The organism is Achromobacter denitrificans NBRC 15125, from assembly GCF_001571365.1.
GTDB classification, from domain to species: domain Bacteria; phylum Pseudomonadota; class Gammaproteobacteria; order Burkholderiales; family Burkholderiaceae_B; genus Achromobacter; species Achromobacter denitrificans.
The window spans coordinates 70,211-95,099 of the sequence record NZ_BCTQ01000011.1; the positions used below are offsets into that span (position 1 = coordinate 70,211).

General features: G+C 66.8%; 23 protein-coding genes. 11 read left to right on the plus strand and 12 right to left on the minus strand.

Features of this window, described 5'->3' with window-relative positions; genetic code table 11:
* Nucleotides 1-19: 19 nt before the first annotated feature.
* Nucleotides 20-850, minus strand: a complete 831-nt coding sequence (locus tag ADE01S_RS11610) for an enoyl-CoA hydratase (RefSeq protein WP_062681847.1) — start codon at nt 848-850, stop codon at nt 20-22.
* 221 nt (nt 851-1,071) lie between these two features.
* Here ADE01S_RS11610 and ADE01S_RS11615 point away from each other — a divergent pair, with 221 nt between their 5' ends.
* Together ADE01S_RS11615 and ADE01S_RS11620 are read left to right on the plus strand one after the other, a co-directional pair.
* Nucleotides 1,072-1,914: an IclR family transcriptional regulator gene (locus ADE01S_RS11615; RefSeq protein ID WP_062681848.1), complete on the plus strand. Its 843-nt coding sequence runs from the start codon at nt 1,072-1,074 to the stop codon at nt 1,912-1,914.
* Between the two features lie 242 nt (nt 1,915-2,156).
* Nucleotides 2,157-3,143 (plus strand): Bug family tripartite tricarboxylate transporter substrate binding protein, encoded by a 987-nt coding sequence (locus tag ADE01S_RS11620; RefSeq protein WP_062681849.1) that lies wholly within the window; start codon nt 2,157-2,159, stop codon nt 3,141-3,143.
* 84 nt (nt 3,144-3,227) lie between these two features.
* Here the strand turns inward: ADE01S_RS11620 and ADE01S_RS11625 are convergent, their stop codons facing one another.
* Nucleotides 3,228-3,851, minus strand: a complete 624-nt coding sequence (locus ADE01S_RS11625) for a glutathione S-transferase family protein (protein ID WP_062681850.1) — start codon at nt 3,849-3,851, stop codon at nt 3,228-3,230.
* An 80-nt stretch (nt 3,852-3,931) separates the two neighbouring features.
* Nucleotides 3,932-4,462: a hypothetical protein gene (locus ADE01S_RS11630; RefSeq protein ID WP_075873355.1), complete on the minus strand. Its 531-nt coding sequence runs from the start codon at nt 4,460-4,462 to the stop codon at nt 3,932-3,934.
* Nucleotides 4,463-4,560: 98 nt separating this feature from the next.
* Here ADE01S_RS11630 and ADE01S_RS11635 point away from each other — a divergent pair, with 98 nt between their 5' ends.
* Nucleotides 4,561-5,532, plus strand: a complete 972-nt coding sequence (locus tag ADE01S_RS11635; RefSeq protein ID WP_087881415.1) for an arsenic resistance protein — start codon at nt 4,561-4,563, stop codon at nt 5,530-5,532.
* A gap of 12 nt (nt 5,533-5,544) precedes the next feature.
* On the opposite strand, the gene ADE01S_RS11640 is transcribed toward ADE01S_RS11635, so the two are convergent.
* The 3 genes from ADE01S_RS11640 to ADE01S_RS11650 form a co-directional block, all read right to left on the minus strand.
* A complete protein-coding gene (locus ADE01S_RS11640) occupies nt 5,545-9,108 on the minus strand; it encodes an autotransporter outer membrane beta-barrel domain-containing protein (RefSeq protein WP_165695634.1) in 3,564 nt (1,187 codons plus the stop codon).
* 229 nt (nt 9,109-9,337) lie between these two features.
* On the minus strand, nt 9,338-10,462 hold the full coding sequence (locus ADE01S_RS11645; RefSeq protein ID WP_062681853.1) for a nickel/cobalt efflux transporter: 1,125 nt from the start codon (nt 10,460-10,462) through the stop codon (nt 9,338-9,340).
* 8 nt (nt 10,463-10,470) lie between these two features.
* Entirely contained in the window at nt 10,471-10,749 is a 279-nt protein-coding gene (locus ADE01S_RS11650) for a metal-sensing transcriptional repressor (protein WP_062681854.1), read from the minus strand.
* Nucleotides 10,750-10,882: 133 nt separating this feature from the next.
* On the opposite strand from ADE01S_RS11650, the gene ADE01S_RS11655 reads away from it, so the two are divergent.
* The 3 genes from ADE01S_RS11655 (at nt 10,883) to rpiB (ending at nt 12,314) form a co-directional block, all read left to right on the plus strand.
* On the plus strand, nt 10,883-11,215 hold the full coding sequence (locus ADE01S_RS11655) for a hypothetical protein (protein ID WP_242663428.1): 333 nt from the start codon (nt 10,883-10,885) through the stop codon (nt 11,213-11,215).
* Between the two features lie 154 nt (nt 11,216-11,369).
* Entirely contained in the window at nt 11,370-11,798 is a 429-nt protein-coding gene (locus ADE01S_RS11660; protein ID WP_062681856.1) for a TOBE domain-containing protein, read from the plus strand.
* 75 nt (nt 11,799-11,873) lie between these two features.
* Nucleotides 11,874-12,314: a ribose 5-phosphate isomerase B gene (rpiB, locus tag ADE01S_RS11665; protein WP_062681857.1), complete on the plus strand. Its 441-nt coding sequence runs from the start codon at nt 11,874-11,876 to the stop codon at nt 12,312-12,314.
* Between the two features lie 14 nt (nt 12,315-12,328).
* On the opposite strand, the gene arsH is transcribed toward rpiB, so the two are convergent.
* The 5 genes from arsH to ADE01S_RS11690 form a co-directional block, all read right to left on the minus strand.
* On the minus strand, nt 12,329-13,051 hold the full coding sequence (arsH, locus tag ADE01S_RS11670) for an arsenical resistance protein ArsH (RefSeq protein ID WP_062681858.1): 723 nt from the start codon (nt 13,049-13,051) through the stop codon (nt 12,329-12,331).
* A gap of 151 nt (nt 13,052-13,202) precedes the next feature.
* Complete coding sequence (locus tag ADE01S_RS11675) at nt 13,203-14,390, minus strand: MFS transporter (protein WP_062681859.1); 1,188 nt, start codon at nt 14,388-14,390, stop codon at nt 13,203-13,205.
* A 3-nt stretch (nt 14,391-14,393) separates the two neighbouring features.
* Nucleotides 14,394-15,473: an ACR3 family arsenite efflux transporter gene (gene arsB / locus ADE01S_RS11680; RefSeq protein WP_062681860.1), complete on the minus strand. Its 1,080-nt coding sequence runs from the start codon at nt 15,471-15,473 to the stop codon at nt 14,394-14,396.
* Between the two features lie 4 nt (nt 15,474-15,477).
* Complete coding sequence (locus tag ADE01S_RS11685) at nt 15,478-15,978, minus strand: arsenate reductase ArsC (protein ID WP_062681861.1); 501 nt, start codon at nt 15,976-15,978, stop codon at nt 15,478-15,480.
* Between the two features lie 8 nt (nt 15,979-15,986).
* Nucleotides 15,987-16,298 carry an ArsR/SmtB family transcription factor gene (locus tag ADE01S_RS11690; RefSeq protein ID WP_062681862.1) on the minus strand — a complete coding sequence of 104 codons (312 nt, stop codon included), beginning with the start codon at nt 16,296-16,298 and terminating at the stop codon, nt 15,987-15,989.
* A gap of 233 nt (nt 16,299-16,531) precedes the next feature.
* On the opposite strand from ADE01S_RS11690, the gene ADE01S_RS11695 reads away from it, so the two are divergent.
* The 4 genes from ADE01S_RS11695 (at nt 16,532) to ADE01S_RS11710 (ending at nt 21,347) form a co-directional block, all read left to right on the plus strand.
* On the plus strand, nt 16,532-17,314 hold the full coding sequence (locus ADE01S_RS11695) for a bestrophin-like domain (protein ID WP_062681863.1): 783 nt from the start codon (nt 16,532-16,534) through the stop codon (nt 17,312-17,314).
* Nucleotides 17,315-17,720: 406 nt separating this feature from the next.
* On the plus strand, nt 17,721-18,239 hold the full coding sequence (locus tag ADE01S_RS11700) for a flavin reductase family protein (protein WP_062681864.1): 519 nt from the start codon (nt 17,721-17,723) through the stop codon (nt 18,237-18,239).
* Between the two features lie 62 nt (nt 18,240-18,301).
* The gene (locus ADE01S_RS11705; protein WP_062681865.1) at nt 18,302-19,399 is read left to right on the plus strand and encodes an LLM class flavin-dependent oxidoreductase; all 1,098 of its coding nucleotides are present in this window, start codon (nt 18,302-18,304) and stop codon (nt 19,397-19,399) included.
* An 85-nt stretch (nt 19,400-19,484) separates the two neighbouring features.
* Nucleotides 19,485-21,347, plus strand: a complete 1,863-nt coding sequence (locus ADE01S_RS11710; RefSeq protein ID WP_165695635.1) for a sigma-54-dependent Fis family transcriptional regulator — start codon at nt 19,485-19,487, stop codon at nt 21,345-21,347.
* A gap of 7 nt (nt 21,348-21,354) precedes the next feature.
* Here the strand turns inward: ADE01S_RS11710 and metE are convergent, their stop codons facing one another.
* Nucleotides 21,355-23,643, minus strand: a complete 2,289-nt coding sequence (metE, locus tag ADE01S_RS11715; protein ID WP_062681867.1) for a 5-methyltetrahydropteroyltriglutamate--homocysteine S-methyltransferase — start codon at nt 23,641-23,643, stop codon at nt 21,355-21,357.
* Between the two features lie 102 nt (nt 23,644-23,745).
* Between metE and ADE01S_RS11720 the strand changes: the two genes are divergently transcribed.
* A complete protein-coding gene (locus ADE01S_RS11720) occupies nt 23,746-24,636 on the plus strand; it encodes a LysR family transcriptional regulator (protein WP_062681868.1) in 891 nt (296 codons plus the stop codon).
* Nucleotides 24,637-24,889: the final 253 nt, after the last annotated feature.

The following is a 24,889-nucleotide window of genomic DNA, read 5'->3' on the forward strand; positions in this document are numbered from 1 at the left end:
TCCTTGGATGGGGGAAACTTCATTCCGGCGCCAGGCCGGGGGCGGCCTCGCGCGGACGTTGGAAACGGGGAGGGCGCTTTTCCACGAAGGCGAGCACGGCTTCCCGGTGGTCCGGGCTGTCCACGCATTCGACGTGGCGTTCGCATTCGCGGTCAAGCATGTCGGCCAGGCTCAGCGCCAGGCCGTCGTTGAGGTTCTCCTTCATGCGGCCGATGGCGGGCCGCGGCCCGCCGGCAAGGGCGCGCGCGATCGCCGCCACCTCCGGCTCCAGCCGTTCGGGGCTGAACACCTCGTGGAGCAGGCCCATGCCGGCCGCCTCGGCGGCCGACAGCATCGGAGAGCGCAAATAGAGCTCCCGCGCCTTGGCAGGCCCCACGATGCGCGGCAGGAAGTAATGGCCGCCGAAATCGCCCGGCACGCCCACGCCGACGAAGCCGGTGCGCAACCTGGCCGATCCGTCCCCGTAGCGCAGGTCGCAGGCCAGCGCCAACGACAATCCGGCCCCGACCGCCGCGCCCCGGATCATCGCCAGGGTGGGCTTGGGCATGCCGTGCAACTGTTCGACGATGCGGGTCCGGCCGCGCATGTCGGCGATGCGCTGCGCGGGAGAGGGCGGGGGCGCGTCGGCCTGGCGGCGCATGCGGGCCACGTCGCCGCCCGCGCAAAAGGCCCCGCCGGCCCCGGCCAGCACCACGGCGCCGACCGCCGGATCGCGTGCGGCGCCGTCCAGCGCGTCGAGCAGGGCTTCATACAGGCTGGGGCTGAGCGCGTTGCGGCGCTCCGGACGGTTCAGCGTCAGCCACAGCACGCCTGCCTCCAGGCGGACGATCAGTTCTTGCTCTTGCGCCATGCGCCTTCCCATTGCGGTAGTGGAATCGATGGGCTGTATGTTGCGGCGTTTTGGCCGCCGGACCGTGTCGACGGGGCCGCGGCAAGCCCAAAAGAAGTCCGCATGGTGAACTCAGGCTTCAATCGGCCCGGGCATGAGGGCACAATTCACCCCAGGGACGCGTCCGCTATGTAGACCTTCCAGAACGCGCCCGCGGCCGGAGCACCGGCGAGGAGACATTCATGACCCAGTCGAGCACCGGCGGCGCCAATGGCGCCCCGGGCACCCAATCCCTGCAGCGCGCCATCGCCTTGCTGCGTATCATCGCCGTCAACAACCGCAGCGGCAGCCGGCTCGTCGAGCTGTACCGGCGCACCGGGCTGGAGCGCCCCACGGCGCACCGGCTGCTGCAGGGCATGGTGGCCGAGAAACTCATCCGCCAGGACCTGCAGACCAAACGCTACTACCTCGGCGGCCTGGCCTACGAGCTGGGCCTGGCCGCCGCGCCCAAGGTCGCGGTGCGCGACATCTGCCTGCCTTACCTGGACGCGGTGGCCGAACACACCGGCGATACGGTTTTCCTCACCGTGCGCTCGGGCTTCGACGGCATCTGCGTGGCGCGCGCGGACGGCTCCTTCCCCATCAAGATGTTCGTGCACGACGTCGGCCGGCACCGCCCGCTGAACGTCGGCGCCAGCGGGCTCGCCCTCATGAGCGCGCTGCCCGACGACGAGATCGACCGCATCTGCCGCATCAACGTCGAACGCACGCGCCGCAAGAGCCCGCGCTTCACCGAGGCCGCCTTGCGCGCCAGCATCGAGAGCACGCGACGCCGGGGCTACGCCACCAACAAGGTCATGGACGAGCCGCCGGTGCATTCGGTCGGCATGGCGATCCGCGCGCCGGACGGCACGCCCGCGGCCGGCGTCAGCGTCTCCACGCTGGCATCGCGCCTGGGACACGACCGCCTGGAAATGGTGGTGCGCTGCCTGGACGACACGGTGCGGTCCATCGAGGCCGAGCTGCGCAGCTATGTGGATCGGGACCGAGTCCCGTACGCCATGCCCACGTTGGCGCTGGCGTGAGCCGGCTCCCCGCGCAGCCCGGCTTCCACAATGCGGACTGCGGCCCGGGAAGACCGGGCGGAATGGGTGGCGGAACAGCGCCGGTCCGGCAGGAATTCCACAGCGTGGACTCGAATCTGCGGGCCCGGCGGGCGAGGGGGGCGGGGCGGCCGCCAGGCCTCTTAGACTGCGGACAGCGTGAACCGGAGGGCAAGCCGGTTCCGATATTCCAAGAATCCACGCACAGTCTGAGGAGACCCCGGATGTTGAACTTTCGTCCTTTTGGATTGCGGCTCGCCGGCCGCATCGGAGCAGGGTTGCTGGTGGCGGGCCTGGCCGCGCCGGCCCTGGCCGAATACCCGGCGGACCGCCCCGTCCAGTTCATTTCGCCCTACGCGGCGGGCGGCGCCAACGACTACCTGACGCGCCTCATGGCCCGCTACATGGGCGAAACCATGAAGACCAACATCGTGGTCGACAACAAGAGCGGCGCCAACGGCATGATAGGCGCGTCCGCGGTGGCCAAGTCCAACCCGGACGGCTACACCATCCTGATGGGCAATAGCGCCACGCACGGCACCAACCCCACGCTCTACAAGAAGCAGCCGTACGACGCCAGCAAGGATTTCAAGCCGGTGGCCATGGTGGCCTCGGTGCCCGTGGTGATGGTGGTCAACGCCGGCCTGGGCATCAACAGCGTCCAGGACCTGCTGAAGTACGGCAAGACCCATCGCCTCTCGTTCGGCAGCAGCGGCGTGGGCGGAACCGGCCATCTCACCGGCGAAGCCTTCAAGGCCGCCACCGGATTGGACATGGTCCACGTGCCCTACAAGGGCGACAGCCCCGCCGTGACGGATGCCATGGGCGGCCAGGTCGACCTGGCGTTCGTCGGCACGGCATCGGCCACCACGCAACAAGCCTCGGGCCGGATCAAGATCCTGGCGGTCGCGCACCCGAACCGCACGCGCGCCTTGCCCGACGTGCCGACCATGGCGGAAGCCGGCTATCCGGGATTGGAATTCTCGCAGTGGTATGCCCTGTTCGCGCCGGCGGGCACGCCGGACGCCGTCGTGGCCACCCTGAACGCGGCCAACAAAGCCGCCCTGGCCAACCCCGACGTGCAGAAGAGCCTGGACGCGCAATCCGCCGAAGGCACGTATCGCACGCCGCAGGAACTGGGCGTCTTCTATCAGTCGGAAATCCAGCGCTTTGGCGACTGGATCCGCAAGCTCGACCTCTCGGCCGAGTAAACCCGGGCGGACGCGGCGCCGGGCAGAGCGCCGCGCGCCAGGCGAGGGGCGGCCGGCAAGGCCGCGGCCCGCCCCGTCAGGCCCTCAGGCCTTGGCTTCGGCCAGCGCGCGCTGCACCGCCGGCCGTTCGCCGACACGCGCCAGGTAGGCGCTCAGCTTGGGGAACTGCGCCATGTCGACGCCGTCGCCTTCGAGCCAGCTGCCGATGGTGTACAGATAGCCGTCGGCCACGCTGTAGCGCTCGCCGCCGACCCAGGGGCCGACGATCAGCGATTCCAGATAGGCGGCGCAGGCCGTCATGGTTTGCGGCACCTTGGCGCGCATCGCTTCGTGCGCCGCGGGATCGTCCGCCCAGCGCGCGCCGCGCCGCTTGTGCGCATGCGCCACGTGGGCCGTGGAGGCCAGGTAGCTCGTCAGTTCCTGCATGCGGGCGAACGCGTAGGGATCGTCCAGCGGCGCCAGGCCGGCCTGCGGAAAGCGCTGCGCCACGAAGGCCAGCAGCGCCGGGGTTTCGGTCAGCACGCCGTGCTCGGTGGCCAGCGCGGGCACGCGGCCCTTGGGATTGACGCGCAGATAGTCGGCGCTCTGCTGTTGCCCCGCGGCGAAATCCAGCTTCACGAGATCGAATTCGGCGCCCGCTTCGTGCAGCGCGATATGGGTGGCTAGCGCGCAGGTACCAGGGGCGGAGTAAAAGGTCCAACGAGACATCGGCGTCCTCTTTCGGCATGGGTGGGATGGCTATTATCTCCCTATTGCGGCGTCCGTCCAGGGTGGCGCGCGCAGACGCCCTAGGCCGACGGATCGTCGCTCCGCGCCACGGGCAGGCCGCAGGCCGGGCAGTAGCGGTCGCCGCGATCCACGTCGTGGCCCGCCGGGCAGCGGGCGCGGACCAATAATCCCGGCAGCCGCCACGCCGACACGAAAACGCAGAGGGCGGCGCCGTAGAAAAGCATCGCATGGCCGGAGAAAATGCGTATGCCGCGAAGTTCGTCGTCGGCCGCGCCACCCAGCGCGATGAAGAAATTCACGAAGGCGTACACGAACAGCGCCAGCATGCCGTACCGCAGGCCGGCCGGGCAGCCCGACAAGAGCCGTTTCCAGGAAAAGCCGCGCCGGCCCGTGCCTTCGATGCGCTGGGCGACGAACACGGCGGGCACCCACACCACGAAGAGGCCCGCCATCGCGACGACGCCGCGGTCGCCGGAAAAGGACTGGAACAGGGCGGGCATATGGCCGGCCAGGGCCGCCACGTGCAACACGGCGGTCAGGGCCAGGCCGGCGCCGGCCAACGCCATCAAAGGCAGCAGTAGAAAATTCATGGCGCGAAGCGTACCGCATTTGGCGGGCGCCGGTTCCGTCGCGGCGGCGCGACGCTATGATGGCTGCCTCCCGCTTCCCTCCACGCCACGACATGCCTTTGCAGCACCTCAGAGACTTCCTGGAACGACAGCAGGCCGCCCTCTATTTCGGCGCGGTCGCCATCGCGGCGCTCCTGGCCTGGCAGGTCCCGGCATCGACGGTCCTGGCGCCCGCGATCGACCCGCTGCTCGGTTTCATGCTGTTCGTGACCTTCCTGCAGGTGCCGCTCACCGAACTGCGCCGGGCGCTGGGCAACCTCCGCTTCCTGGGCGCGCTGCTGGCCGCGAATTTCATCGCGGTTCCGCTGCTGGTCGCGGGCCTGCTGCCTTGGCTGCCCGGCGCGCCGCTGGCCAGGATAGGCGTGCTGCTGGTGCTGCTCACGCCCTGCATCGACTACGTCGTGACCTTCGCGCACCTGGGGCGGGCCGATGCCCGCCCGCTGCTGGCCTCGACCCCGATCCTGCTGGGCCTGCAAATGCTGCTGCTGCCGGTCTACCTGGGCGCATTCCTGGGCGAGCAGGCCGCCGGCCTGGTCCAATGGGAACCCTTCATCCACGCATTCATCTGGCTGATCGCGGTGCCGCTGGGGCTGGCCGCTATCTGCCAGGCCGCCGCGGCGCGAGACCGCGCCGCGAAACGCGCGCTGGACCTGCTCGGGCTCCTGCCCGTGCCCGCGACGGCCCTGGTGCTGTTCGTCGTGGTGGCCGCGGTGGCCCCCCAGCTCGGGCTGGCATTCGACGAGGTGAGGGCGGTGGCCCCGGTCTACGTGGCGTACGCCGTGCTCGCCCCGGCCATCGGATGGGGCATCGGCAGGCTCTGGCGCCTGCCGCCGGAGCAGGCCCGGGCGATCTCGTTCAGCGCGGCGACGCGCAACTCGCTGGTCGTGCTGCCGCTGGGCCTGGCGATCCCCGGCGCGGTGCCGTTGCTGCCGGCGGTCATCGTGGCGCAGACCCTGGTGGAACTGGTGAGCGAGCTCATTTATATCCGCGTCCTGCCCCGCCTGGGCAGGACGGCGGACGCCGGGCATTAGGCCCGGCGGCGTTCAGAACCGCCAGTTCACCCGCAGCGTGCCGGCATGCTGCTTGTTGCCGCCGCCATATTCGCCGTCGTACGCCAGCGTGAGGGCCATGCCGCGCGACACGCGCCATTGCCCCGCGAGTTCGGCGGCCAGCGCGTTGCGGGCGATGGGCGCGCCCGCCACCGTGAACGCGTCGCTGCCGGCGAACGCCAGGGTCGAGGCCGGGTTCACATCGCCGAAGGCGTGGCGCCAGCCGGCGCCCACGGTGAACGCCAGGCTATCCCACTGCATCGTGCCCCGCAGGCCCAGGGTGGTGGTCGTGGTCTGATCGTGCTGGCGGTCGCCGGACAGGGCCGCGGCCCCGCCGGACTCGCTGAAGCCGCGCACGCGCTGGTCGTTGAAGGCCACGCCGGCGTACGGTTCGAGCACGGCGCGGTCGCTCACGGGCAGCCCGTAGCCGATTTCACCGAAGAGCTGGCCGGTGCTGGCGCCGTAATCCGCCTTGAGTTCCTGGTTGACGCCGGCAAAGCCCACATTGCGCTTGCTCGAAACGTCGTGCCAGGTATAGGCCGCGCCAAGCAGCAGATTGATATGGCCCGGGCCGGCATCGTAGCGGCGCCCGCCGTACACGGTGGCGCTGTAGCTGTCGATGTCGCTCTGGCTGTTCAGATCGTCCACCTTGAGCTTGCTGTTCGTGACCCCGACCGCGCCGCCCAGGCGCCAGCCATTGCCGATGGCGCGATCCGCGCCTGCATAGACGCCGCCGGTGTGCTGGCGCGTGCGGGCGATGCCGTCCTCGCCGCCGCTGCGCTGCCACTGGCCCACGACCTGGGCCCAGGCGGGCAGGGCGTCGGAACCGGGCAGGGCGGCAACGGACAGGGGCGCGTCGCTGGCGCCCGCGCTGGCCGTGGGCGAGCCGGGCGTCATCGTCGCGCCCAGGCCGCGCCGCAATTGCGCCAGTGGAATCATCCGGGCGTTCGCGCCGAGGCCGGCGAGAGCGCTGGCCGTGCTGGCATGCGACTCGCCCGACAAGGCGGCCAGCGCCTGCGGCGGCGCGCCCACGGGCAGGCCGAGCACCGCGCGATAGATCGGGTTGTCGCCGGGCAAGGACTCCAGCGCCAGGCCCACGGCCCGCTGGTTTGCCGTCGTGGCCAGGTCGTCGAAACGGATCGGCCGGGGCGCGGGCGGCGTCAGGATGGGCGGGGTGACGTCGGGAGGCACGACGATCGGCGGCAGGATGTCGCGCCGCACGAGCCGCAGGTTCACCGCCTTGGCATCGCTGTAGTCGAGCGCGGCGGTCAGGTAGGCGTACTGCGAGCTGACGCCGTCGAAACGACCTTGCACCCGGTCCGCCGACACGATGGGGTAGGTGGAACCGATAGCGAAGCCGTCGCCCACGCCGACGTGCAGGACGTTGCCGCCTTGCAGGTCGACTTGGCCGTCCGCCACCAGCCGGCCGGGCGTGCCATTCGGATCGGCGCGCACCGCAAATGTCGAGCCCTGCCGGAAAACGGCATCGCCCTTCACCTTGAAATCGCCGTCCGCAAGCGAAAGCGTGCCGCCCGGGAGCACGTGCATCGACCCCACGGTGCCGCTGCCGCCGAGCGTCGCGCCGCCATTCACGACCACGCCGCCGCCCAGGCTGGCGGCGGCCGCCAGATTCAGGGTGCCTTGCTCCACCTGCGTCGGGCCGGTGAACGCGCTGCTGTCGCCCAGGAGATCGAGCCTGCCCGCGCCGCGCTTGGTGAACGTCCCGGCGCCGCCGAGCTTGCCCGCATAGCTGCCGTCCGTTGCCCCATCGAGGGTGAAGCGGGAGCCGAGCAGCATGTCCACGTCGCCCTGGAAACGGTCGGGCGAGGCGGTCAGCCCGCCCACCACGATGCGCCAATCCAGGACGTTGGCGCCCGCCAGCGTCAACGTGCCGAGGCCGTCCTTGATCATCACGCCGCGCCGCAGATCCAGGCCCAGGATGTCGCCGGTGTGGGTCTGGTCGCCGCGGGTATAGATGGACACCACGGCGTTGCTGCCGATTCTTTGCGGCAACACCGGATTGTCCAGGATCACCAGGCCGTCGGACGCCAGCAGCGTGCCGTACTGCGCGGGCCCCTTCAGGCTCAGGGTGCCCGGACCGTCTTTCTTGAGCGTCGAGCCGCTTACGGCTTGGGAAACCACCAGAACGCCGCCGCTGGCGACGCCGATGGTGCCGACGGCGCCGGTCATCGAAACGGCCGCGTTCAGCGTTGCTTGGCCGCCGACAGCGGCGTAGGCCAGGGTGGCGTTGCCCAACGCGATCGTGGAGCTGGAACCTCCGAGCTGGGCGCCCGAGGTGAAGCTCAGGGTTCCGGATTTCACCGTCCAGTTCGGCGCTTGAGTCGCCTGGCCCGTCAGCAGCCAGGTGCTGTTTCCGGTCTTCTCCATGGTGCTGGAGAAGCCCAGATAGCCGTTGCCCCAATGCGTCAGGTTGAAACTGCTGTCGACATCCCCGCCCAGCGCCAGGACGTTGCCGATGCCGGTGCTGTTTACCCGGCCGAGGAAGGAGTAGCCGTCACGCAATTCCAGGCGGCCGCCGTCGCCCGACATGAGGACGGAATCCGCGCGCGTGCCGCCCCCGATCATCCCGCCCTGGATGGCTCCGGCATTGACGATGGTGCCTGCGCCGGTCATCTCGACACCCGCGCCGCCGGCCAGGCCATTGCCGCCGCTGATGAACCCGGCGTTCGTCAGGACGCCGCCAGTCATGGAGACGCCGGCGCCGCCATGGTTGTTCATGGAAAGGCCGACCATTCCTCCCGAAAAGCCGCTATTGCCACCCCGGATGGAAGCGCTCGATGTGTTGTTCAGCGTTCCGCTGCCCAGGACCACACCCGCTCCGCCTGCCCCCGCCACGGAGCCGGGGGCGGTGGGCGAACCCGACATGCTATTGCCGCCGTTGCCCCCCGTAATGGCGCTCCGGTTTTCGATCACGACGCCCGTGGCGGAGAGGGTGGTAATGCCATTGCCCCCCGCGCCGCCGCCGCCCGCCAAGCCATTCGTCACGCTCGACAGGCCGCCGTTGCCGCCTTCGCCGCCCGTGACGATGCCGTCATTGACGAACCGGAACGACTGGTTGGAGAAGAGTTCGATGGCATCCCCGCCGCCGCCTCCGCCGCCCGAACCCGCGCCGATCCTCCCCACGCTGTCTGCTGCGGCGCTATCGCCGCCGTTGCCGCCGCGACCGCCGGTGATCGAAATCCGGCTATTGACGTTGTCCCCGCCGCTCGTGTTGATGATACGCAGGGCCGAGCCGCCGCCGCCCCCTCCGCCCGCGCCGTGCAGGTCCACCTCGCCGCGGCTTCCGTCGAGGCCATACCCTCCGTTCAGGGCCGGCCCGGTCACCGACCCCGGCCCCCGCATCTCCATGCCCCAATGACCTCCGGTCGCCGGCCCGGCACTGCCTCCCAGCCCATTCTCGCCCATGCCGAAAGACGCGTAGCTGCCGGCGCCGCCCCCGCCGCCTTCGAAGCTCGGCATGCCTCCCTTGTTTTCGGCCTGCGCGGGCGCGCCGGCCCAGGCGAACAAGGCCGCCAATGCCGCAGCCACTGGGCGCATGGCGGGATAGGGACGCCCGGACAAGGCGGAGTTCGGGCGGGCAGCGCAATACAAGGGCATATCGGTCTCGGTGCGGGGCGGACTGGCCGTCCGCCGGGCTGTTGATACAACTCGGTCGTCAGTGACGCGAGTCGCGCGCGAGTTCCGTTTTGGCGCCTTGCCGGCCGCAAAATACCAAGTTTCAGGGATGCCGCGGCCGCTTTCCCGGCCTTTCCCGCGGACTTGCGGGCTAGGGCAACCCCAGCCACCCGTGGATGCCCACGTAGATGCCGACCGCGATGATCAACACACTCGACAGATAAGGAGCCCGCCGGGCGATCGCGCTGAACCAGGGCGCGCGCTCGGAAACGTGACGCACGCTGAGCGCCGCCACCGCGCCGACCGTCACCAGGGTGATCGCCAGTCCGATCGAAAAGCACAGCACCAGCACGGCTCCCAAGGTGAATTCCTTGAGTTGCAGGCACAGCAGCAGCACGGTGATGGCCGCGGGGCAGGGGATAAGGCCGCCGGTCAGTCCGAAGAGGGCGATCTGCCAGTTGGTCACGCTGCGATTGGCGAACCGGCGGCGGATGTCGTTGGCGTGCGCCAGCTGATGGGCATCCTGGTAGCCTTCGCCCGCGGCATCCAGTCCGCGCAGTGCTTCGTGCATGGCGTCTTGCCGATGCGAGTCCGGCTCCATGAAAGCGAGGTCATAGCTGTGGGCGTGCCCGCCGTGGGACAAGGTCAGGCGCGCCATGAAATCATGCGGTTCGGGTATCCGCTCGACGGATTCGAGATAGCCGTCCTTCTGTGCGAATCGAAACGCTTGACGGCGGCCGTCGCTTCGTTCGGTCTCGACCGCGACGTCCTCGGCCCGCCAGGTCCCGCCTCGCAAGGTGCTCAGCCGCCAATGGGGAGGCACGCCGTCCTCGAACACTTCCAGCGCGACGCGGCCGTGGCCGGTGTCGACCTCGCGGCGCGCCGGGCCGTGGGCATGCGCGTCATGTCCATGATCATGGTCCGCGGCATGCTGCTCCCGCCAGGTTCTCCAGAACATCCAGGCAGCGAGCGCCACGATGATCACCCCGGAAGCGAGCTGGAAGTAAGGCTCCAGTTCGTCCGCCGCGACGCCGCGCCACAGGTACATGCCGCCCAGGCCGATCCCCCACACGATGAGGGTATGCGAAATCGTCGCGGTGAGGCCCAGCAGCACGGCCTGCCACACCGTTCCGCGAATCGCGACGATGAAGGCCGCCATCATCGTCTTGGAGTGGCCCGGCTCCAGCCCGTGCAGGGCGCCGAGCAGGATGGCGCTGGGAATGAACAGCCAGGCGTGCGACGCGCCCTGGGCGATCAGTTCGGAAAACGACAGCATGGCGTGCCTTACAGATACTTGGTGATGGCCTTGAATTCGTCGATGGCGCGCTGCCGATCCGCGTCCAGCTCGCCCACGGCGTCTTGCAGGCAATGATCGATGTGATCCTGGATCAGGATTTTCTTGGCCTGCGAAATCGCCTTCTCGACGGCGTGCAGCTGCTGGGCGAGTTCAAGGCAGGAACGGTGCGCTTCCATCATTTGCAGGATGCTGCGCAGATGGCCTTCCGCCCGCTTGAGGCGCTTGGCGACGGCGTCGTGATGGTGGTGGGGGTCGGGTTTCGTCATGCGTGCATCATATCCCCCCCGGGGGGATACCGGCGGAGTATCCCTGCTGGCGAGCAGGGAACCGTCGATTTGGCCGCCCCGATGTCGGCGATCGCCGCGCCAGCCTCGAAATCCCGCCGCGCGAGTTAGTATCTTGCGTCCGATCGTATGGCGACAGGAGGTAACTGTTTTGTTTCTCTATTACCGGATCAGTTTCGTCATGAGCGTGTTGGCGCTGGCGGCCTGGGCAATCGGCGTCGCCGTTTACGACGCGCCTCGTTACGGCGACGGCTACGGCCCCGATGCCCTCGGTGTACTGCTTTACCTGTCGCTGTGGCCCGTCGGGCTGCTGCTGGCGCATTCGGGCATGCTCGCCTGCCTGGTCCGCGCTAGGCGACCCGCATCGATCCTGCAAGGGCGCCACGGGATTGGCATCCATCTCGCGCTGGGGGCCGGCTTCATCGCTTACGCCCTGTATAAGTTCTAGCCTGGCCGAGCGCTTTCCATTCCCGACCGAACGAGCCTGCATCCGACCATGTTGCCAGGATGGCCACGACGCAGATCAAACCCCGACGAGGTCTGTGAAAACTCCCACGCCTTTGCACGTACACTTGCACCGAGCAGACCCTTCAGGAGCCATCATGCAAACCAGCGCCCGCAATCAGTTCTCCGGCAACCTCGTTTCCGTAACCAGGGGCGCCGTCAACGACGAAGTCGTGCTGCGCACCGCCGACGGCCTGGAAATCGTGGCCATCATCACGCACGGCAGCGCACTGTCGCTCGATCTCTCGGTGGGTAAAGCCGCCATCGGGCTGGTCAAGGCATCCTCGGTCCTCCTCATGGTGGATGTCTCGGCGGCGCAGGTGTCCGCCCGCAATTGCGTCACCGGCGCGGTCAAGGCGATCGAGAAGGGGGCCGTCAACAGCGAAGTGATCGTCGAAGCCCCCGGCGGAGCCCAGGTCGCGTCCATCATCACCAACAGCAGCGTGGACCGCCTCAGCTTGAGCGTCGGCAAGCCGGTGACGGCCATTTTCAAGGCATCGAGCGTCGTGATCGCCGTGGATGCCTGAACGCCGCCGGCATTACGAAACCATCGTGGCTGCTGCCTTCGCTTTCCATCACCGACCGAACCCGCGAGACACAAGATGAAAATCGCCATTGCATCCGACCATGCCGGCTTCGACCTCAAGGAACAGCTCAAACAGGCGTTCGGCGAGGTCGATTGGCTGGACTTGGGAACGAACGGCAGCGCCTCCGTCGACTACGCCGATTTCGGCTATGCCGTCGGGCAAGCGATCACGGACCGGCAAGTCGAAAGGGGAATCGTGATTTGCGGCTCCGGCATCGGGATTTCAATTGCCGCCAACCGGTTTGCCACGGTCAGGGCGGCCCTGTGCACGAACGACACCATGGCGCGCCTGAGCCGCCAGCACAACGACGCGAACGTCTTGGCGCTGGGTAGCCGGATAATCGGGTTCGAGATCGCCTGCGATTGCGTCCGCGCCTTCCTCGGCACGGCGTTCGAAGGCGGGCGCCACCAGCGGCGAATCGACATGCTCGGCGCAGTCGGCCGCCCCGACGCGTAAGCGGCCTTGCCCCCCTAGATGGCGTTTTGCTTCATGCGGTTCGACAGGGCCGCGGCGGTTTCCTTGCGCTCGCTGTAGCGGTCCACGAGATACGGCGCGGCATCCCGAGTGAGCAGAGTGAACTTCATCAGCTCCTCGACGACGTCGACGATGCGATCATAGTAAGGGGAGGGCTTCATGCGCCCCGCATCGTCGAACTCCTGGTAGGCCTTGGCCACCGACGATTGATTCGGGATGGTCAGCATGCGCATCCAGCGCCCCAGGACCCGCATCTGGTTCACGGCGTTGAAGGACTGCGATCCGCCCGAGACCTGCATGACCGCGAGCGTCTTGCCCTGGGTCGGGCGCAGGGCGCCGACCGATAGCGGGATCCAGTCGATCTGCGTCTTCATCAAGCCCGTCATCGCGCCGTGACGCTCGGGCGAGCTCCACACCATTGCTTCCGCCCATTGCACCAGCCCGCGCAGCTCGCGGACCTTGGGATGATCCTCGCCGGCATCGTCGACCAGCGGCAGTCCGGCGGGGTTGAACAGCCGGGTTTCGCCCCCCAGCGCCTGCAACAGCCGCGCCGCTTCCTCGGCGACCAGGCGGCTGTAGGAGCGCTCGCGCAACGATCCGTACAGCAGCAGGAAGCGGGGCGGGTGCGTGGCCCGCAAGGGCGAGAACAGCCTGGCCGCATCGGGTTGCTCGAACAATGACGGCTCGATGCCGGGCAAATCGGCAAGCGCCTCAGACACGATCGCCCTCCGCGTCGATCGCCGGCGCCGCCGGCTCCGCGCCGCAGTGGCGAATCGGCCCCGGGACATTGCGCGATGCCCCGTGGGCCGGCCTGTGAGAAATCGTGGTGAAACACATGGATGACCTCTGTTGACGTAAAACCCAAGAACTTCAAGCGGCCGCAGGGCGCGCTCGCAATGCCAGCAGCGCGCCGAAGGCGGCCAGGCCGATGCCTCCGGACAGCCACAGCGCCCTGGCTCCCCAGGCGTCCAGCGCAAGCCCGAAGAGAAACGGTGCCAGCGCCTGCGCGCCCCGCGCCGGCATCATCAGCCAGCCCTGGCGCGCGCCGTACCCCTGAGGCCCGAATAGCGCCAGGGGCAAAGTGCCCTTGGCAATGGTCAGGATGCCGTTGCCCGCTCCGTGCAGAATGGCGAACGCCGGGGCCATCGCCGCGCCGCCGGTCAGCAGCACCGCAACGCCGGCCGGATGCGCAAGCGCGGCCAGGCGCGCCGACAGCAAGGGGTGAACCTGGCGCAGGAAGCCGAACTCCAACAGCCGTCCGGCCACCTGCGCCGGACCGATCAGCGCGCCCACGGCCACCGCGGCGGTGAGCGTGGCGCCGGTTGCTTCCAGCATCCGCGGCAGGTGCGTGGCCATGGCGGTGCTGATGAACCACGTCGCCGCGAACACGAAAGCGAGGAGGGCGGTCGCGTAGCCTTGCCGCCTCGGTTCGGGAGCAGGGGAGGCGTCGGCCGGCGCCGCGGCCATCGCATCCAGGCTTGCCGCCTTCGAGGGCGTCGACGCCCTGGGGAGCCAGGCATTCAGCGGCAAGCCGACCAATAAATGCAGGGCGGCCCAGCCCAGGCACGCGCCGCGCCAGCCGAATTGCGTTTCCATCCAGGCCGATAGCGGCCATCCCACGGTGCTGGCGAACCCGGCAATCAGCGTAATGCCTGTGATCGCGCCGCGGGCCTGATGACCATAAAGGCGCACCAGGCTGGAAAAGGCGGCTTCGTAGAGGCCGGCCCCCATTGCAATCCCAATGACGATCCACGCCCCTAGCATCGTCCAGAGCCCCTGGGCGATTCCGAGCATGCCCAGCCCGAGGGCAAACAGCAGGCTCGTGCCGACCAGGACGATCCGGCCGCCATGACGGTCGATCGCTTGCCCCGCCCATGGGCCTGCCAATGCCGATGCGACCATGGCGACCGAGAAGGCGGCATAGACCGTGGGCGCGGACACGCCCAGATCGCGGGCCATCGGATCCGCCAGCATCGCCGGCAAATAGTAGGAAGATGCCCAGGCCAGCGTTTGAGTGGTTCCCAGGGTGCCGATGACCCGGACAGGGGCGCCAGGCACGGATCAGTTCCGCTTGACGCCGGCGTCGTACCAACCCTTGCTCTGGTTGACGATACGCACGACGAGCAACATGACCGGCACCTCGATGAGCACGCCCACGACGGTGGCCAGGGCGGCGCCGGACTGGAATCCGAACAGGCTGATCGCGGCGGCGACGGCGAGTTCGAAGAAGTTGGATGCGCCGATCAGCGCGGAGGGGCACGCAATGTCGTGCGTCTCTCCCACGCGGCGATTGAGCCAGTAGGCCAGGCCGGAATTGAAGAGCACCTGGATGAGAATGGGCACGGCCAACATCGCGATCACCAGGGGCTGGCCGATGATGGCCTCGCCCTGGAACGCGAACAGCAGCACCAGCGTCAGCAGCAGGGCAGCCATCGAGAACGGCCCGATCCGCTCCAGCGCCGCCTCGAAAACCGCCTGCCCGCGACGCAGCAACGCGCGGCGCCAGAGCTGGGCAAGAATGACCGGAATCACGATGTACAGCCCCACGGACACCAGCAGCGTATCCCACGGCACGGTGATGGCCGACAGGCCCAGCAACAACCCCACGACCGGCGCGAAGGCGAACACCATGATCGTGTCGTTCAACGCCACCTGGGACAGCGTGAACACCGGATCTCCGCCGGTCAACCGGCTCCAGACGAAGACCATGGCAGTGCACGGAGCGGCGGCCAGGAGGATCAGGCCCGCGATGTAGCTATCCAGCTGATCGGCCGGCAACCACGGGGAAAAGACCTGGCGGATGAACAGCCAGCCCAGGAAGGCCATCGAAAACGGCTTGACGGCCCAGTTGATGAACAGCGTCACGCCGATGCCGCGCCAATGCTGCCTGACCTGCCCCAGCGCGCCGAAGTCCACCTTGAGCAGCATCGGGATGATCATCACCCAGATCAGGATCCCGACCGGCAGGTTGACCTGCGCGACTTCCCAGCGCCCGATGGCCTGGAACATCGCTGGCATGAGCTGGCCGAGCGTCACGCCCAGCACGATACAGAGAAAGACCCACAGCGTGAGGTAGCGCTCGAACACGCTCATCCCGGAGCGCTGGCGCGGTGCCGGCGCCGCCTGCGTACTGGACGACATCGATTTACCCCCGGGACTGGCCGATGCCGCGCAGCTCGGCCTGGAGCGACAGGGCGTCGAGGCGATCGAGCGGCAAAGACAGGAACAGTTCGATGCGGCGCTTCAGCGTGCGTGCCGCATCGTGAAAGGCCTTGAGGCGTTCTTCCTCGCTGCCTTCGTGCGCGGCGGGGTCCGGCACGCCCCAATGCGCCGTCATCGGATGGCCCGGCCATACGGGACAGACTTCACCCGCCGCGTCGTCGCACACCGTGATGATGAAGTCCATTTTCGGGGCCTCGGCGGTGGCGAACTCGTCCCAGCTCTTGCTCCGGTACCCGTCCATCGGCAGCGAATAGGATGCGAGGGTGACGAGAGCCAGCGAGTGAACCTCGCCCCGAGGCGCGCTGCCGGCGGAATACGCCCGGAACTGATCGCCGCCCAGGCCGTTGAGCAGGCCTTCGGCCAGGATCGAACGCGCGGAATTACCCGTGCAAAGAAAGAGCACGTTGAAAGGGGAGTGCGACATGGAAATTCCTAGCAGCAGTTGGAAACCTCGCACGGCGTGCCTTGGCAGCAATGCTCGGTGAGATAGCCGAGCAACCCGTTCATCCGCGAGAAATCGGCGCGATAAATCAGGTTGCGCCCTTGCTGCTCGACGCTGACCAGGCCCGCATGCGCGAGCTCTTTCAGGTGGAAGGACAAGGTGTTGCGCGCAACGCCCAACTGGTCCGCCAGGACGCTAGGCACGAGTCCGGGCAGGCCGGCCACCACGAGTGCGCGGAAAGTCCGCAACCGCTGGGGGTGGGCAAGGGCGCCTAGCGCCGAGATGGCTTGATCTTCATTCATAGTTCGATCATACAACTATTATTGAATTATTGACTAGAGGTTTGCCGTCCGGCAAATTTTCCAGCGCTGACTGGCAGAGCCATGCCTCTTACGAGGGCCATCAGAGGATACATTCAAGGTGCTTGCGGTTGGCCTGGCCACGACGTCGCTGCCTCCTGGATGTCGCCAGAAGAGGGCGAGCCTCCGCAATGAAGACGGCTTTCATCGATAACACTGACGCGCAGGGTGATTGAATGAACTACTCCCTTCTTCTTGCTGGACTGGCTGTCGCTTTCTTCGCTCTGCTATTGGTGGCGATTCAACTTGGCAAGTGGCTAGGACGCCATGCCGACGAGAAAGGCGGTTCGGGCGCGGCGGTCATCGAAGGTTCGGTGTTCGCATTGCTGGGGCTGTTGGTGGCCTTCACTTTCTCGGGCGCCGCCCAGCGCATGGCGGAGCGCCGCGATCTATTGGTCCAGGAGGTTAACGCCATCGGAACCGCCTGGCTGCGCATCGACATGGTCAATGCGGGCGACCAACCCCGGCTGCGCGAGCAATTCCGGCAGTATGTGGATCTGCGCATTGACTACTATCGCAACGTGGCCGACCTGGAGCAGCGCGATACGATTGCCGCGCGCATCGGGACACTGCAGAAGGAAATATGGACCACTTCGATGCAGGCCGCGCGCGCAAGCGTGCCGCCTTTTGCCACGTCCTACGTCGGAGCGGTCAACGACATGTTCGACGTCGCCTCCGCTCAGACCGTGGCGCAGAAGGTGCATCCTCCCGTCGCGGCCTATGTCTTCCTGGGTTTCCTGACGCTGGTTGCCGCCGGCCTGGTGGGATTGAACCTGGCATCCTCCAAGCGCAGGACGTTGCTGCACCAGGTGATATACGCGGTCGTCATGACTGCGGCGCTCTATATCATCATCGACTTCGAGTTCCCGCGGATTGGAACCATACGCATCGATCAGAGCGATGCCTTGCTGGTGGCGCAGCGGCAATCCATGGTCGATCCCGCAGGTGAAGCCAAGTAGGGGAACTCTCCATGCAGACCGCGCGTCTGCCGGGGTGGGGATCCGATCCGGATTTGAGGTCGAAGGGGAAGATAGGCGCATCGGCCTCGCTTCGGCCATATCCATTACTTTACATAATACACATTATGCGTATTACGTATCCCGACGCGGCTCCACCACAAACCACCCGCGTCGCCTTCCGCCCACAGGATATGAAGCTCGCTCCGTCAACGCCGAATTGAAGCGGATCGGCGCCTTCCGTCATGGCGCAATGGCACAGCAAGTGTCGCACCCCTGTGTAGCGTGACACACCCTACGCCCGCCCATTCCCTGCGTTTGCCCAGGCGGACCGACCTGGCACGGTCTTTGCATATTCGTTCGCACGCATCCCGCCAACCGAGCGGGAACGTACGAGGAGACAGTCTTCATGAATATGCCCATTCCTGGCCTCAAGGAGGCCATGCGCAATGTGCCGTCCACGGTCGCCCTGATCACCAGCCGCGATGCGGAAGGAACACCGCATGGGATGGCCGCTTCCGCGGTGATCTCCGTCACCGTCGATCCGCCAGCCGTTCTGGTTGCGGTCAATCGCACAGCGGGCATCCATCCCGTACTGGAAATGAGCGGGCGGCTCTGCATCAATTTTCTGGCGAAAGACCAGGCGCACTTGCTGGACGCGTTTTCCCGGTCCGACCTGCGCGCCGAACGGTTCACCCAGTCCGATTGGCGCGATGTCGGGGGCGCTGGCGGGAAAGACCTTCCGTGGCTGCCGGCCGCGCGCGCTGTGCTGTTCGCCGACGTCGACCAAACGATGCCCTACGGCACGCACACGCTTTTCATCGCCCGGGTTCGGGAGGTAGTGCTGCCCTCGTCCGCCGCGACCGATGCCCATCCGCTGGTCTGGCTGGGCGGGCGCAGCGTTCCGCTGGCGACGCTCGGCGCTTGATTTTCACCGCGGCGGCTACCCCTGGCCGCTCAAATTCCTAAAGCAAAACAAGGAGATACGCTATGAAACTCGGCATGTTCGCAATGCCCCTGCACCCGCCCGGCCGCCCGATGGCCGAAACGCTTGAAGAAGACGCAGACAAGGTCGTGTATGCGGATCAACTGGGCTTCGACGAGTTTTGGGTCGGCGAACACATGTCCTGCACCACCGAACCGATCTCGGCGCCGCTCATGTTTCTGGCTTCGCTGATCCATCGGACCCGGCGCATCAAGTTCGGAACCGGCGTCATTGCGCTCCCGAACCACCATCCGGCGGTCGTCGCGGCCGAAGTGGCGCAGTTCGATCATTTGAGCCGCGGACGTCTCATGTTCGGGATCGGGCCGGGAGGCCTTGCAAGCGACATGGAGCTGTTCAAGGTCCTGGACGGGGAGTACCGGAACGAGCGGATGATGGAGGCGATCGGCACGATCCTGCAATTGTGGCGCCAGGATCCGCCATACGAGATCCCCGGAAAGCACTGGCAGATCTCGCTCAAGGACATGGTCATCCCCGAGCTTGGGGTGGGCTATATCCCCAAGCCCTACCAGCGGCCGCATCCCGAAATCACCATGACGGCGATGTCTCCCTATTCCGGCAGCGTCAAGGTGGCCGCGCAACGCGGTTTCGGTCCGATGAGCGCCAATTTTTGCCCGGAATATGTGGTCAAGAGCCATTGGCAGAAGTACCAGGAAGGCTGCGAGCTGGCCAAACGCGCGGCGACCGGCGAGGACTGGCGCGTCTCACGCAACATCCTCATCGCGCCGACGGACGCCGAGGCCCGCGACCGGGTGATGAATCCGGAAGGCAGCAACTACTATTACTTCGACTACCTCTGGCGTGTCCTCAAGTCCGCCAACTACACCGCCGTCATGAAAGCGGATCCGAAACAGGCGGACGAGTCGGTGACGGTGGAGAGCCTGATCGAGAGCATGGTCGTCTACGGCTCGCCGCAAACCGTGACGGACAAACTGTTGTCCTTCCGTGAGAACGTCGGCCCATTCCATGGCTTGCTGATGGCGTCCATGGATGGGGCCGGCGCGAATCGCGCCTGGGAATGGGAGACGATGTCGCGGCTGGCGTCGGAAGTCATGCCGGCCGTGCGCAAGGCCATCGCGCGTTGAGGCCTGCCTGACCCCGGCCCGGCGGGCAGTGCCTGCCGGGCCGTCTTCTATACTCATCCGGACGAATTCTCTTCGGAGTTTTGCCATGAGCGCCCTCGTCTCGTCCCAGACGCTGCCCTGCCCTATGGACACCGCGCCGTTGATCCACGACTCGTGGCAACGCTGTTATGAGCGTTACGGCCTGTCCCCCGACCGCGTGCCCCGCCCGGACGTACTCACGCAGGCGGAGCTCAATGCCGCCCGCGCGCCCACCGAGAGCCTGGAAACGCTCGCGCACGGCGAACTCAGCCGTATGCTGGGCCAGCTCGGCAGCCACGTGCAGTTGCTGATGCTGGCGGACGCCGGCGGGACGCTCATGCTGGTCCGCTCGGACCCGACCCTGGACGACGTGTGCCGCTCGGCGTCGATTCAACCCGGCGCGATGTTCTCGGAATCGTCGCAGGGGACGAACGGCATCGGCTTGTGCATTCAGACGCGCCTGCCCGTGTCCGTGGTGATGGAAGACCATTTCGCCCAGCGGCTGTCGGGCCTGTCATGCACCGTCGCCCCGATCTTTGGCGAGCGAGGCGACCTTGCCGCCGTGCTCAACGTGACCTCATTGCAGCCCTCGAACCGCATGGTGCATGAGATCGCGCGGCGCGTGGTGGAAGCGTCGGCCCGCCGCATCGAGAATCGCAGTTTCGATATCAGGCACGCCGGCCGGGTGTTGGTGCGCCTGTCGGCCACGGGGGATTTCTGCGATCCGGCCGGCGAAGGCCGTCTGGCCCTGGACGATGCCGGGCGCGTGCTGGATGCCACGCCGTTCACCCTGGAGATGCTTGGCGCCGGCCCCCGCATCTTTGGCGAACGCCTGCCGGGCATGAATGCAATCGACGCCCTGCTTCGGATTGCGCAGAGCGATACCCCCTTCATCGAGCGCGACGGCCGGCGCCTCAGTATCCAGATCGACCACCGGGAACGCCGGCGTTCCACCTATCCGTTGGCCACCGGCACGCCGGCGGCGCCGGCCGGCCGGAGCGCGGCGCCGACGCTCGCCCAGATCGCGGGCGCCGATACCGACACGCAAGAACAGATGCGTATCGCGCAACGGCTGTATGCCCGTGGGCTGCCCATTTTGCTGCAGGGAGATAGCGGCTCGGGAAAGTCGGCCTTGGCGCGCGCGCTTCACGAGGCCGGACCGCGCCGCGCGGGCGCATTCGTGTCGATCAATTGCGCCGCGATCCCGGCCGAGCTGATCGAAAGCGAACTGTTCGGCTATCGCGCCGGCGCCTTCACCGGCGCGTCGAAGGCAGGCGCCCGAGGGCGTATCCTCGAAGCGGATGGCGGCACGCTTTTTCTGGACGAGATCGGCGACATGCCGCTGGCGTTGCAGAGCCGGTTTCTCCAGGTGCTCTCCGACAAGGAATTCGTCCCGGTGGGCGCGTCGCAACCGGTGCGCGTGGACTTCAACCTGATCGCTGCCAGCTTCCGCGATATCGAAGGCATGGTGCGCGACCAGGCTTTTCGCGCCGACCTGCACTTCCGCATCCAGGGCGCGGCCTTGCGGCTGCCCCCGCTGCGATCGCGCGACGATCTCAACGCGTTGATCGACCATGCATTCCAGGAGGCCGCGGTTGCGGCCGACGTGCCCTGCCCTCGCCTGTCCGCCGCCGCGCGCGCCGCGCTGCTGCGCCACCCGTGGCCCGGAAACATTCGTGAATTGCACCATGTGGCGCGCTACGCCCTGGCGCTTTGCGACGCGGATGAGGTTTCACCGGACTGCCTGCCGCCCGCCTTCCGGCCCGGCGGGGACAAGGCAGCCGATACGGAGGCGCGCTCCGCGTTGGACCTGGCCAGCGTGTTGGCCCGTTTCGAATGGAATGTCACGCTGGCCGCGCATAGGCTGGGAATCTCGCGCTCGACCCTGCATCGCCGGATGCGAGCGCAAGGGGTACATCGCCCCGGCTGACTCGGTCTCAGGAAGCGCGCAGCGTCTTGGCGGCGGCGACCATGTTGGTCAGCGCCGGAATCACCTCGGCCCACTGGCGGGTTTTCAGGCCGCAGTCCGGGTTGACCCACAGGCGTTCGGCCGGCACGCGCTCGGCGGCCTTCTTCATCAGTTGCACGATATGGTCCTGGCTCGGAATGTTGGGCGAGTGGATGTCATACACGCCGGGGCCGATCTCGTTGGGATAGTTGAAGTCGTCGAAGGCATCCAGCAGCTCCATGTCGGAACGCGACGTCTCGATGGTGATGACGTCGGCATCCATATCTGCGATCGAGGCGATGATGTCGTTGAACTCCGAGTAGCACATGTGGGTATGGATCTGGGTCTCGTCTTCCACGCCATTGGCGGTGATGCGGAAGGATTCCACTGCCCAATCGAGGTATTCCTTCCATTGTGCGCGGCGCAGCGGCAAGCCCTCGCGCAGGGCGGCTTCGTCGATCTGGATCACGCGCACGCCGGCCTTCTCCAGGTCCAGCACTTCCTCGCGCATGGCCAGCGCCAGTTGCTTGCACGACACCGAACGCGGCTGGTCGTCGCGCACGAAAGACCAGTTCAGGATGGTGACCGGGCCGGTCAGCATGCCCTTCATCGGCTTATCCGTCAGCGACTGGGCGTAGGTGATCCATTCCACCGTCATGGCCTTGGGGCGGCTGATGTCGCCGAACAGGATGGGCGGCTTCACGCAGCGCGAGCCGTAGGACTGCACCCAGCCGAACTGGCTGAAGGCATAGCCCTGCAACTGTTCCCCGAAGTACTCGACCATGTCGTTGCGTTCGGCTTCGCCGTGGACCAGCACGTCCAGTTCCAGCGCTTCCTGCTCGCGCACGCTGCGGGCGATCTCGGCCTGCATGGCGGCCTTGTAGCCGGCGGCGTCCAGGCGGCCGGCCTTGAATTCGCTGCGGGCATGGCGGATCTCGGCCGTCTGCGGGAAGGAGCCGATGGTGGTGGTGGGGTACGCCGGCAGCTTCAGCAGCGCGGCCTGCTTGCCGGCGCGCTCGGTATAGGCGTGCTTGCGCTCGCCGAGCTTGGCGTCGATCCTGGCCACGGCCGCCTGCACGGCCGGGTTGTTGACGCGCGGCGAGGCGCGACGAGCGGCCAGCGCGGCGGCATTGTCGGCCAGTTCCGCCTTGACGGCCCCGCGGCCTTCACGCAGCGCGCGGCCCAGGAGGCGCAGCTCATCCAGTTTCTGTAGCGCATAAGCCAGCCAGGACTTGATCTCGGCATCGAGCTTCCGCTCGTTGTCCAGGTCCACCGGCACGTGCAGCAGCGAGCACGAGGGCGCGACCCACAGGCGCGCGCCGAGCCTGGCGGCAATCGGTTCGACCCAGTCCAGCACGGCGGTCAGGTCGGTCTTCCAGATGTTGCGGCCGTTGATCACGCCCAGCGACAGCACCTGTTCCGGGGCCAAGGCGGCGATGACGGCTTGCACGTCGTCACGGCCGTTGATGGCGTCGACGTGGACGCCCGCGACCGGCAGCTTGGCCAGCAATGCCACGTTGTCCTTCAGTTGGCCGAAGTACGACGCCAGCAGCAACTTGACGCGGCTGGCCTTGAGCGCGTCATAGGCGGTCGCCAGGGCCGCTTGCCAGGCCGCATCCAGTTCGGTGACCAGGATCGGTTCGTCGATCTGCACCCACTGCACGCCTTGGTCGGCCAGGGTGTCCAGCAATTGGGCGTAGACCGGCAAAATGCGGTCCAGCAAAGCCAGCTTGTCGGATTCGTCCTTGGCCTTGCCCAGCGCCAGGTAGGTTACCGGACCGACGATCACCGGCTTGGCCGGGACACCCTGTGCCTTGGCCTCGGCCAGTTGTTCCAGCAGGCGCGAGGCGTCCAGCTTGAATTCGGTGGCCGCGGTGAACTCGGGGACGATGTAGTGGTAGTTGGTGTCGAACCATTTGGTCATTTCACCGGCGGCCACGCCGCCGCAGCAGCCCGCGTGTTCTTCGGCGCCCTTGGCCGAACGGCCGCGCGCCACGCGGAAATAGTTGTCCAGTTCGTCCCCATGGAAGCCTTGCACCCGCTCGGGCAGATTGCCCAGGGTGAAGCTCATGTCGAGCACCTGGTCGTAGAAGGCGAAGTCACCCACCGGCGCCAGATCCAGGCCGGCCTGGTTCTGCCAGTGGCGCTGGCGCAGTTCGGCGCCCAGCGCCTTGAGCGCGTCGCGCGAGGATTCGCCCTTCCAATAGGATTCGAGGGCGAACTTGAGTTCGCGCTTGGCGCCGATGCGCGGGAAGCCGAGATTGTGGATGATGGTCATGATTCGCTCTCAAAAGATCCTTGGACCGCCGAATCGTAAGGTTGCGAAACGATGAAGTAAAATGGTTTTATCTCAACGAAGTATGAATTTTGATCATTGATTATGCTTGATCGCATCCATTTGTCCATCGTCCAGGAAGTGGAAAAACAGGGTTCGCTGACGGCAGCCGCTGGCGTCCTGCACGTGACGCAGTCAGCCTTGAGCCACAGCATGAAAAAGTTGGAGCAGCAGCTGGGCACCGACATCTGGCTGCGCGAAGGCCGCAGCCTGAGGCTGACGCAAGCCGGTCAATACCTGCTGGCGGTGGCCAACCGCGTCTTGCCGCAACTGAACCTGGCCGAAGAGCGCCTGCGTCAGTTCGCCCAAGGTGAGCGCGGGTCGCTGCGCATCGGCATGGAATGCCATCCCTGCTACCAGTGGCTGCTGAAGATCGTCTCCCCTTACCTGGCTGCCTGGCCGGACGTGGACGTGGACGTGAAGCAGAAATTCCAGTTCGGCGGCATCGGGGCGTTGTTCGGCTACGAAATCGACCTGCTGGTCACGCCCGATCCGCTGAACAAGCCCGGGCTCGTGTTCGAGCCGGTCTTCGACTACGAGCAAGTGCTGGTCGTCGCCGGCGCCCACCCTCTTGCCAAGGAAGAGTACGTCACCCCCAAACAGCTCGCCAACGAAGTGCTGGTGGCCTATCCGGTGCCGGTCGACCGGCTCGACATCTACAACATGTTCCTGACGCCGGCCGGCATCAGTCCCAAGCGCCACAAGGCCATCGAGACGACGGACATCATGCTGCAAATGGTCGCCAGCGGCCGCGGGGTGGCGGCGCTGCCGCGCTGGCTGGTGCTGGAGTACGCGGACAAGATGAATGTGGTGCCGGTCCGGCTGGGCAAGAAAGGCATCGCCAAGCACATCTATCTGGGCGCCCGCGAGGCCGACGTGGGTATCGACTACCTGCGCGCGTTTATCGAACAGGCAAAAAGGCCCGCCACGGCTTGATGCATCGCGGCCGCGCGTTCCGAACTTGAGAGCGTCGGGCCGCGCCCGGCCGCAAGGCCGGATCGGCTCGCCCTTGAATCCATGAGCTTGGCTAATGGCTCCATGAAATCAATTCACTTTTATTCATGGATAGGCCAACCTAAACTACGCCTCCTGTCTCGTCGATGTCAAGACTGCTGAATAAAAAAAACAGAGAACATTGAGCAGTGTTGAAAAAGCAGGAAATAGACGCGGGTTATATCTCAGGAATTAG

Coding starts and splice junctions, on each gene's coding strand:
- ADE01S_RS11610 (WP_062681847.1), bottom strand. CDS start 850: ATGGCGCAAGAGCAAGAACTGATCGTCCGCCTGGAGGCAGGCGTGCTG.
- ADE01S_RS11615 (WP_062681848.1), top strand. CDS start 1,072: ATGACCCAGTCGAGCACCGGCGGCGCCAATGGCGCCCCGGGCACCCAA.
- ADE01S_RS11620 (WP_062681849.1), top strand. CDS start 2,157: ATGTTGAACTTTCGTCCTTTTGGATTGCGGCTCGCCGGCCGCATCGGA.
- ADE01S_RS11625 (WP_062681850.1), bottom strand. CDS start 3,851: ATGTCTCGTTGGACCTTTTACTCCGCCCCTGGTACCTGCGCGCTAGCC.
- ADE01S_RS11630 (WP_075873355.1), bottom strand. CDS start 4,462: ATGAATTTTCTACTGCTGCCTTTGATGGCGTTGGCCGGCGCCGGCCTG.
- ADE01S_RS11640 (WP_165695634.1), bottom strand. CDS start 9,108: ATGCGCCCAGTGGCTGCGGCATTGGCGGCCTTGTTCGCCTGGGCCGGC.
- ADE01S_RS11645 (WP_062681853.1), bottom strand. CDS start 10,462: ATGCTGTCGTTTTCCGAACTGATCGCCCAGGGCGCGTCGCACGCCTGG.
- ADE01S_RS11650 (WP_062681854.1), bottom strand. CDS start 10,749: ATGACGAAACCCGACCCCCACCACCATCACGACGCCGTCGCCAAGCGC.
- ADE01S_RS11660 (WP_062681856.1), top strand. CDS start 11,370: ATGCAAACCAGCGCCCGCAATCAGTTCTCCGGCAACCTCGTTTCCGTA.
- rpiB (WP_062681857.1), top strand. CDS start 11,874: ATGAAAATCGCCATTGCATCCGACCATGCCGGCTTCGACCTCAAGGAA.
- arsB (WP_062681860.1), bottom strand. CDS start 15,473: ATGTCGTCCAGTACGCAGGCGGCGCCGGCACCGCGCCAGCGCTCCGGG.
- ADE01S_RS11685 (WP_062681861.1), bottom strand. CDS start 15,978: ATGTCGCACTCCCCTTTCAACGTGCTCTTTCTTTGCACGGGTAATTCC.
- ADE01S_RS11690 (WP_062681862.1), bottom strand. CDS start 16,298: ATGAATGAAGATCAAGCCATCTCGGCGCTAGGCGCCCTTGCCCACCCC.
- ADE01S_RS11695 (WP_062681863.1), top strand. CDS start 16,532: ATGAACTACTCCCTTCTTCTTGCTGGACTGGCTGTCGCTTTCTTCGCT.
- ADE01S_RS11700 (WP_062681864.1), top strand. CDS start 17,721: ATGAATATGCCCATTCCTGGCCTCAAGGAGGCCATGCGCAATGTGCCG.
- ADE01S_RS11705 (WP_062681865.1), top strand. CDS start 18,302: ATGAAACTCGGCATGTTCGCAATGCCCCTGCACCCGCCCGGCCGCCCG.
- ADE01S_RS11710 (WP_165695635.1), top strand. CDS start 19,485: ATGAGCGCCCTCGTCTCGTCCCAGACGCTGCCCTGCCCTATGGACACC.
- metE (WP_062681867.1), bottom strand. CDS start 23,643: ATGACCATCATCCACAATCTCGGCTTCCCGCGCATCGGCGCCAAGCGC.
- ADE01S_RS11720 (WP_062681868.1), top strand. CDS start 23,746: ATGCTTGATCGCATCCATTTGTCCATCGTCCAGGAAGTGGAAAAACAG.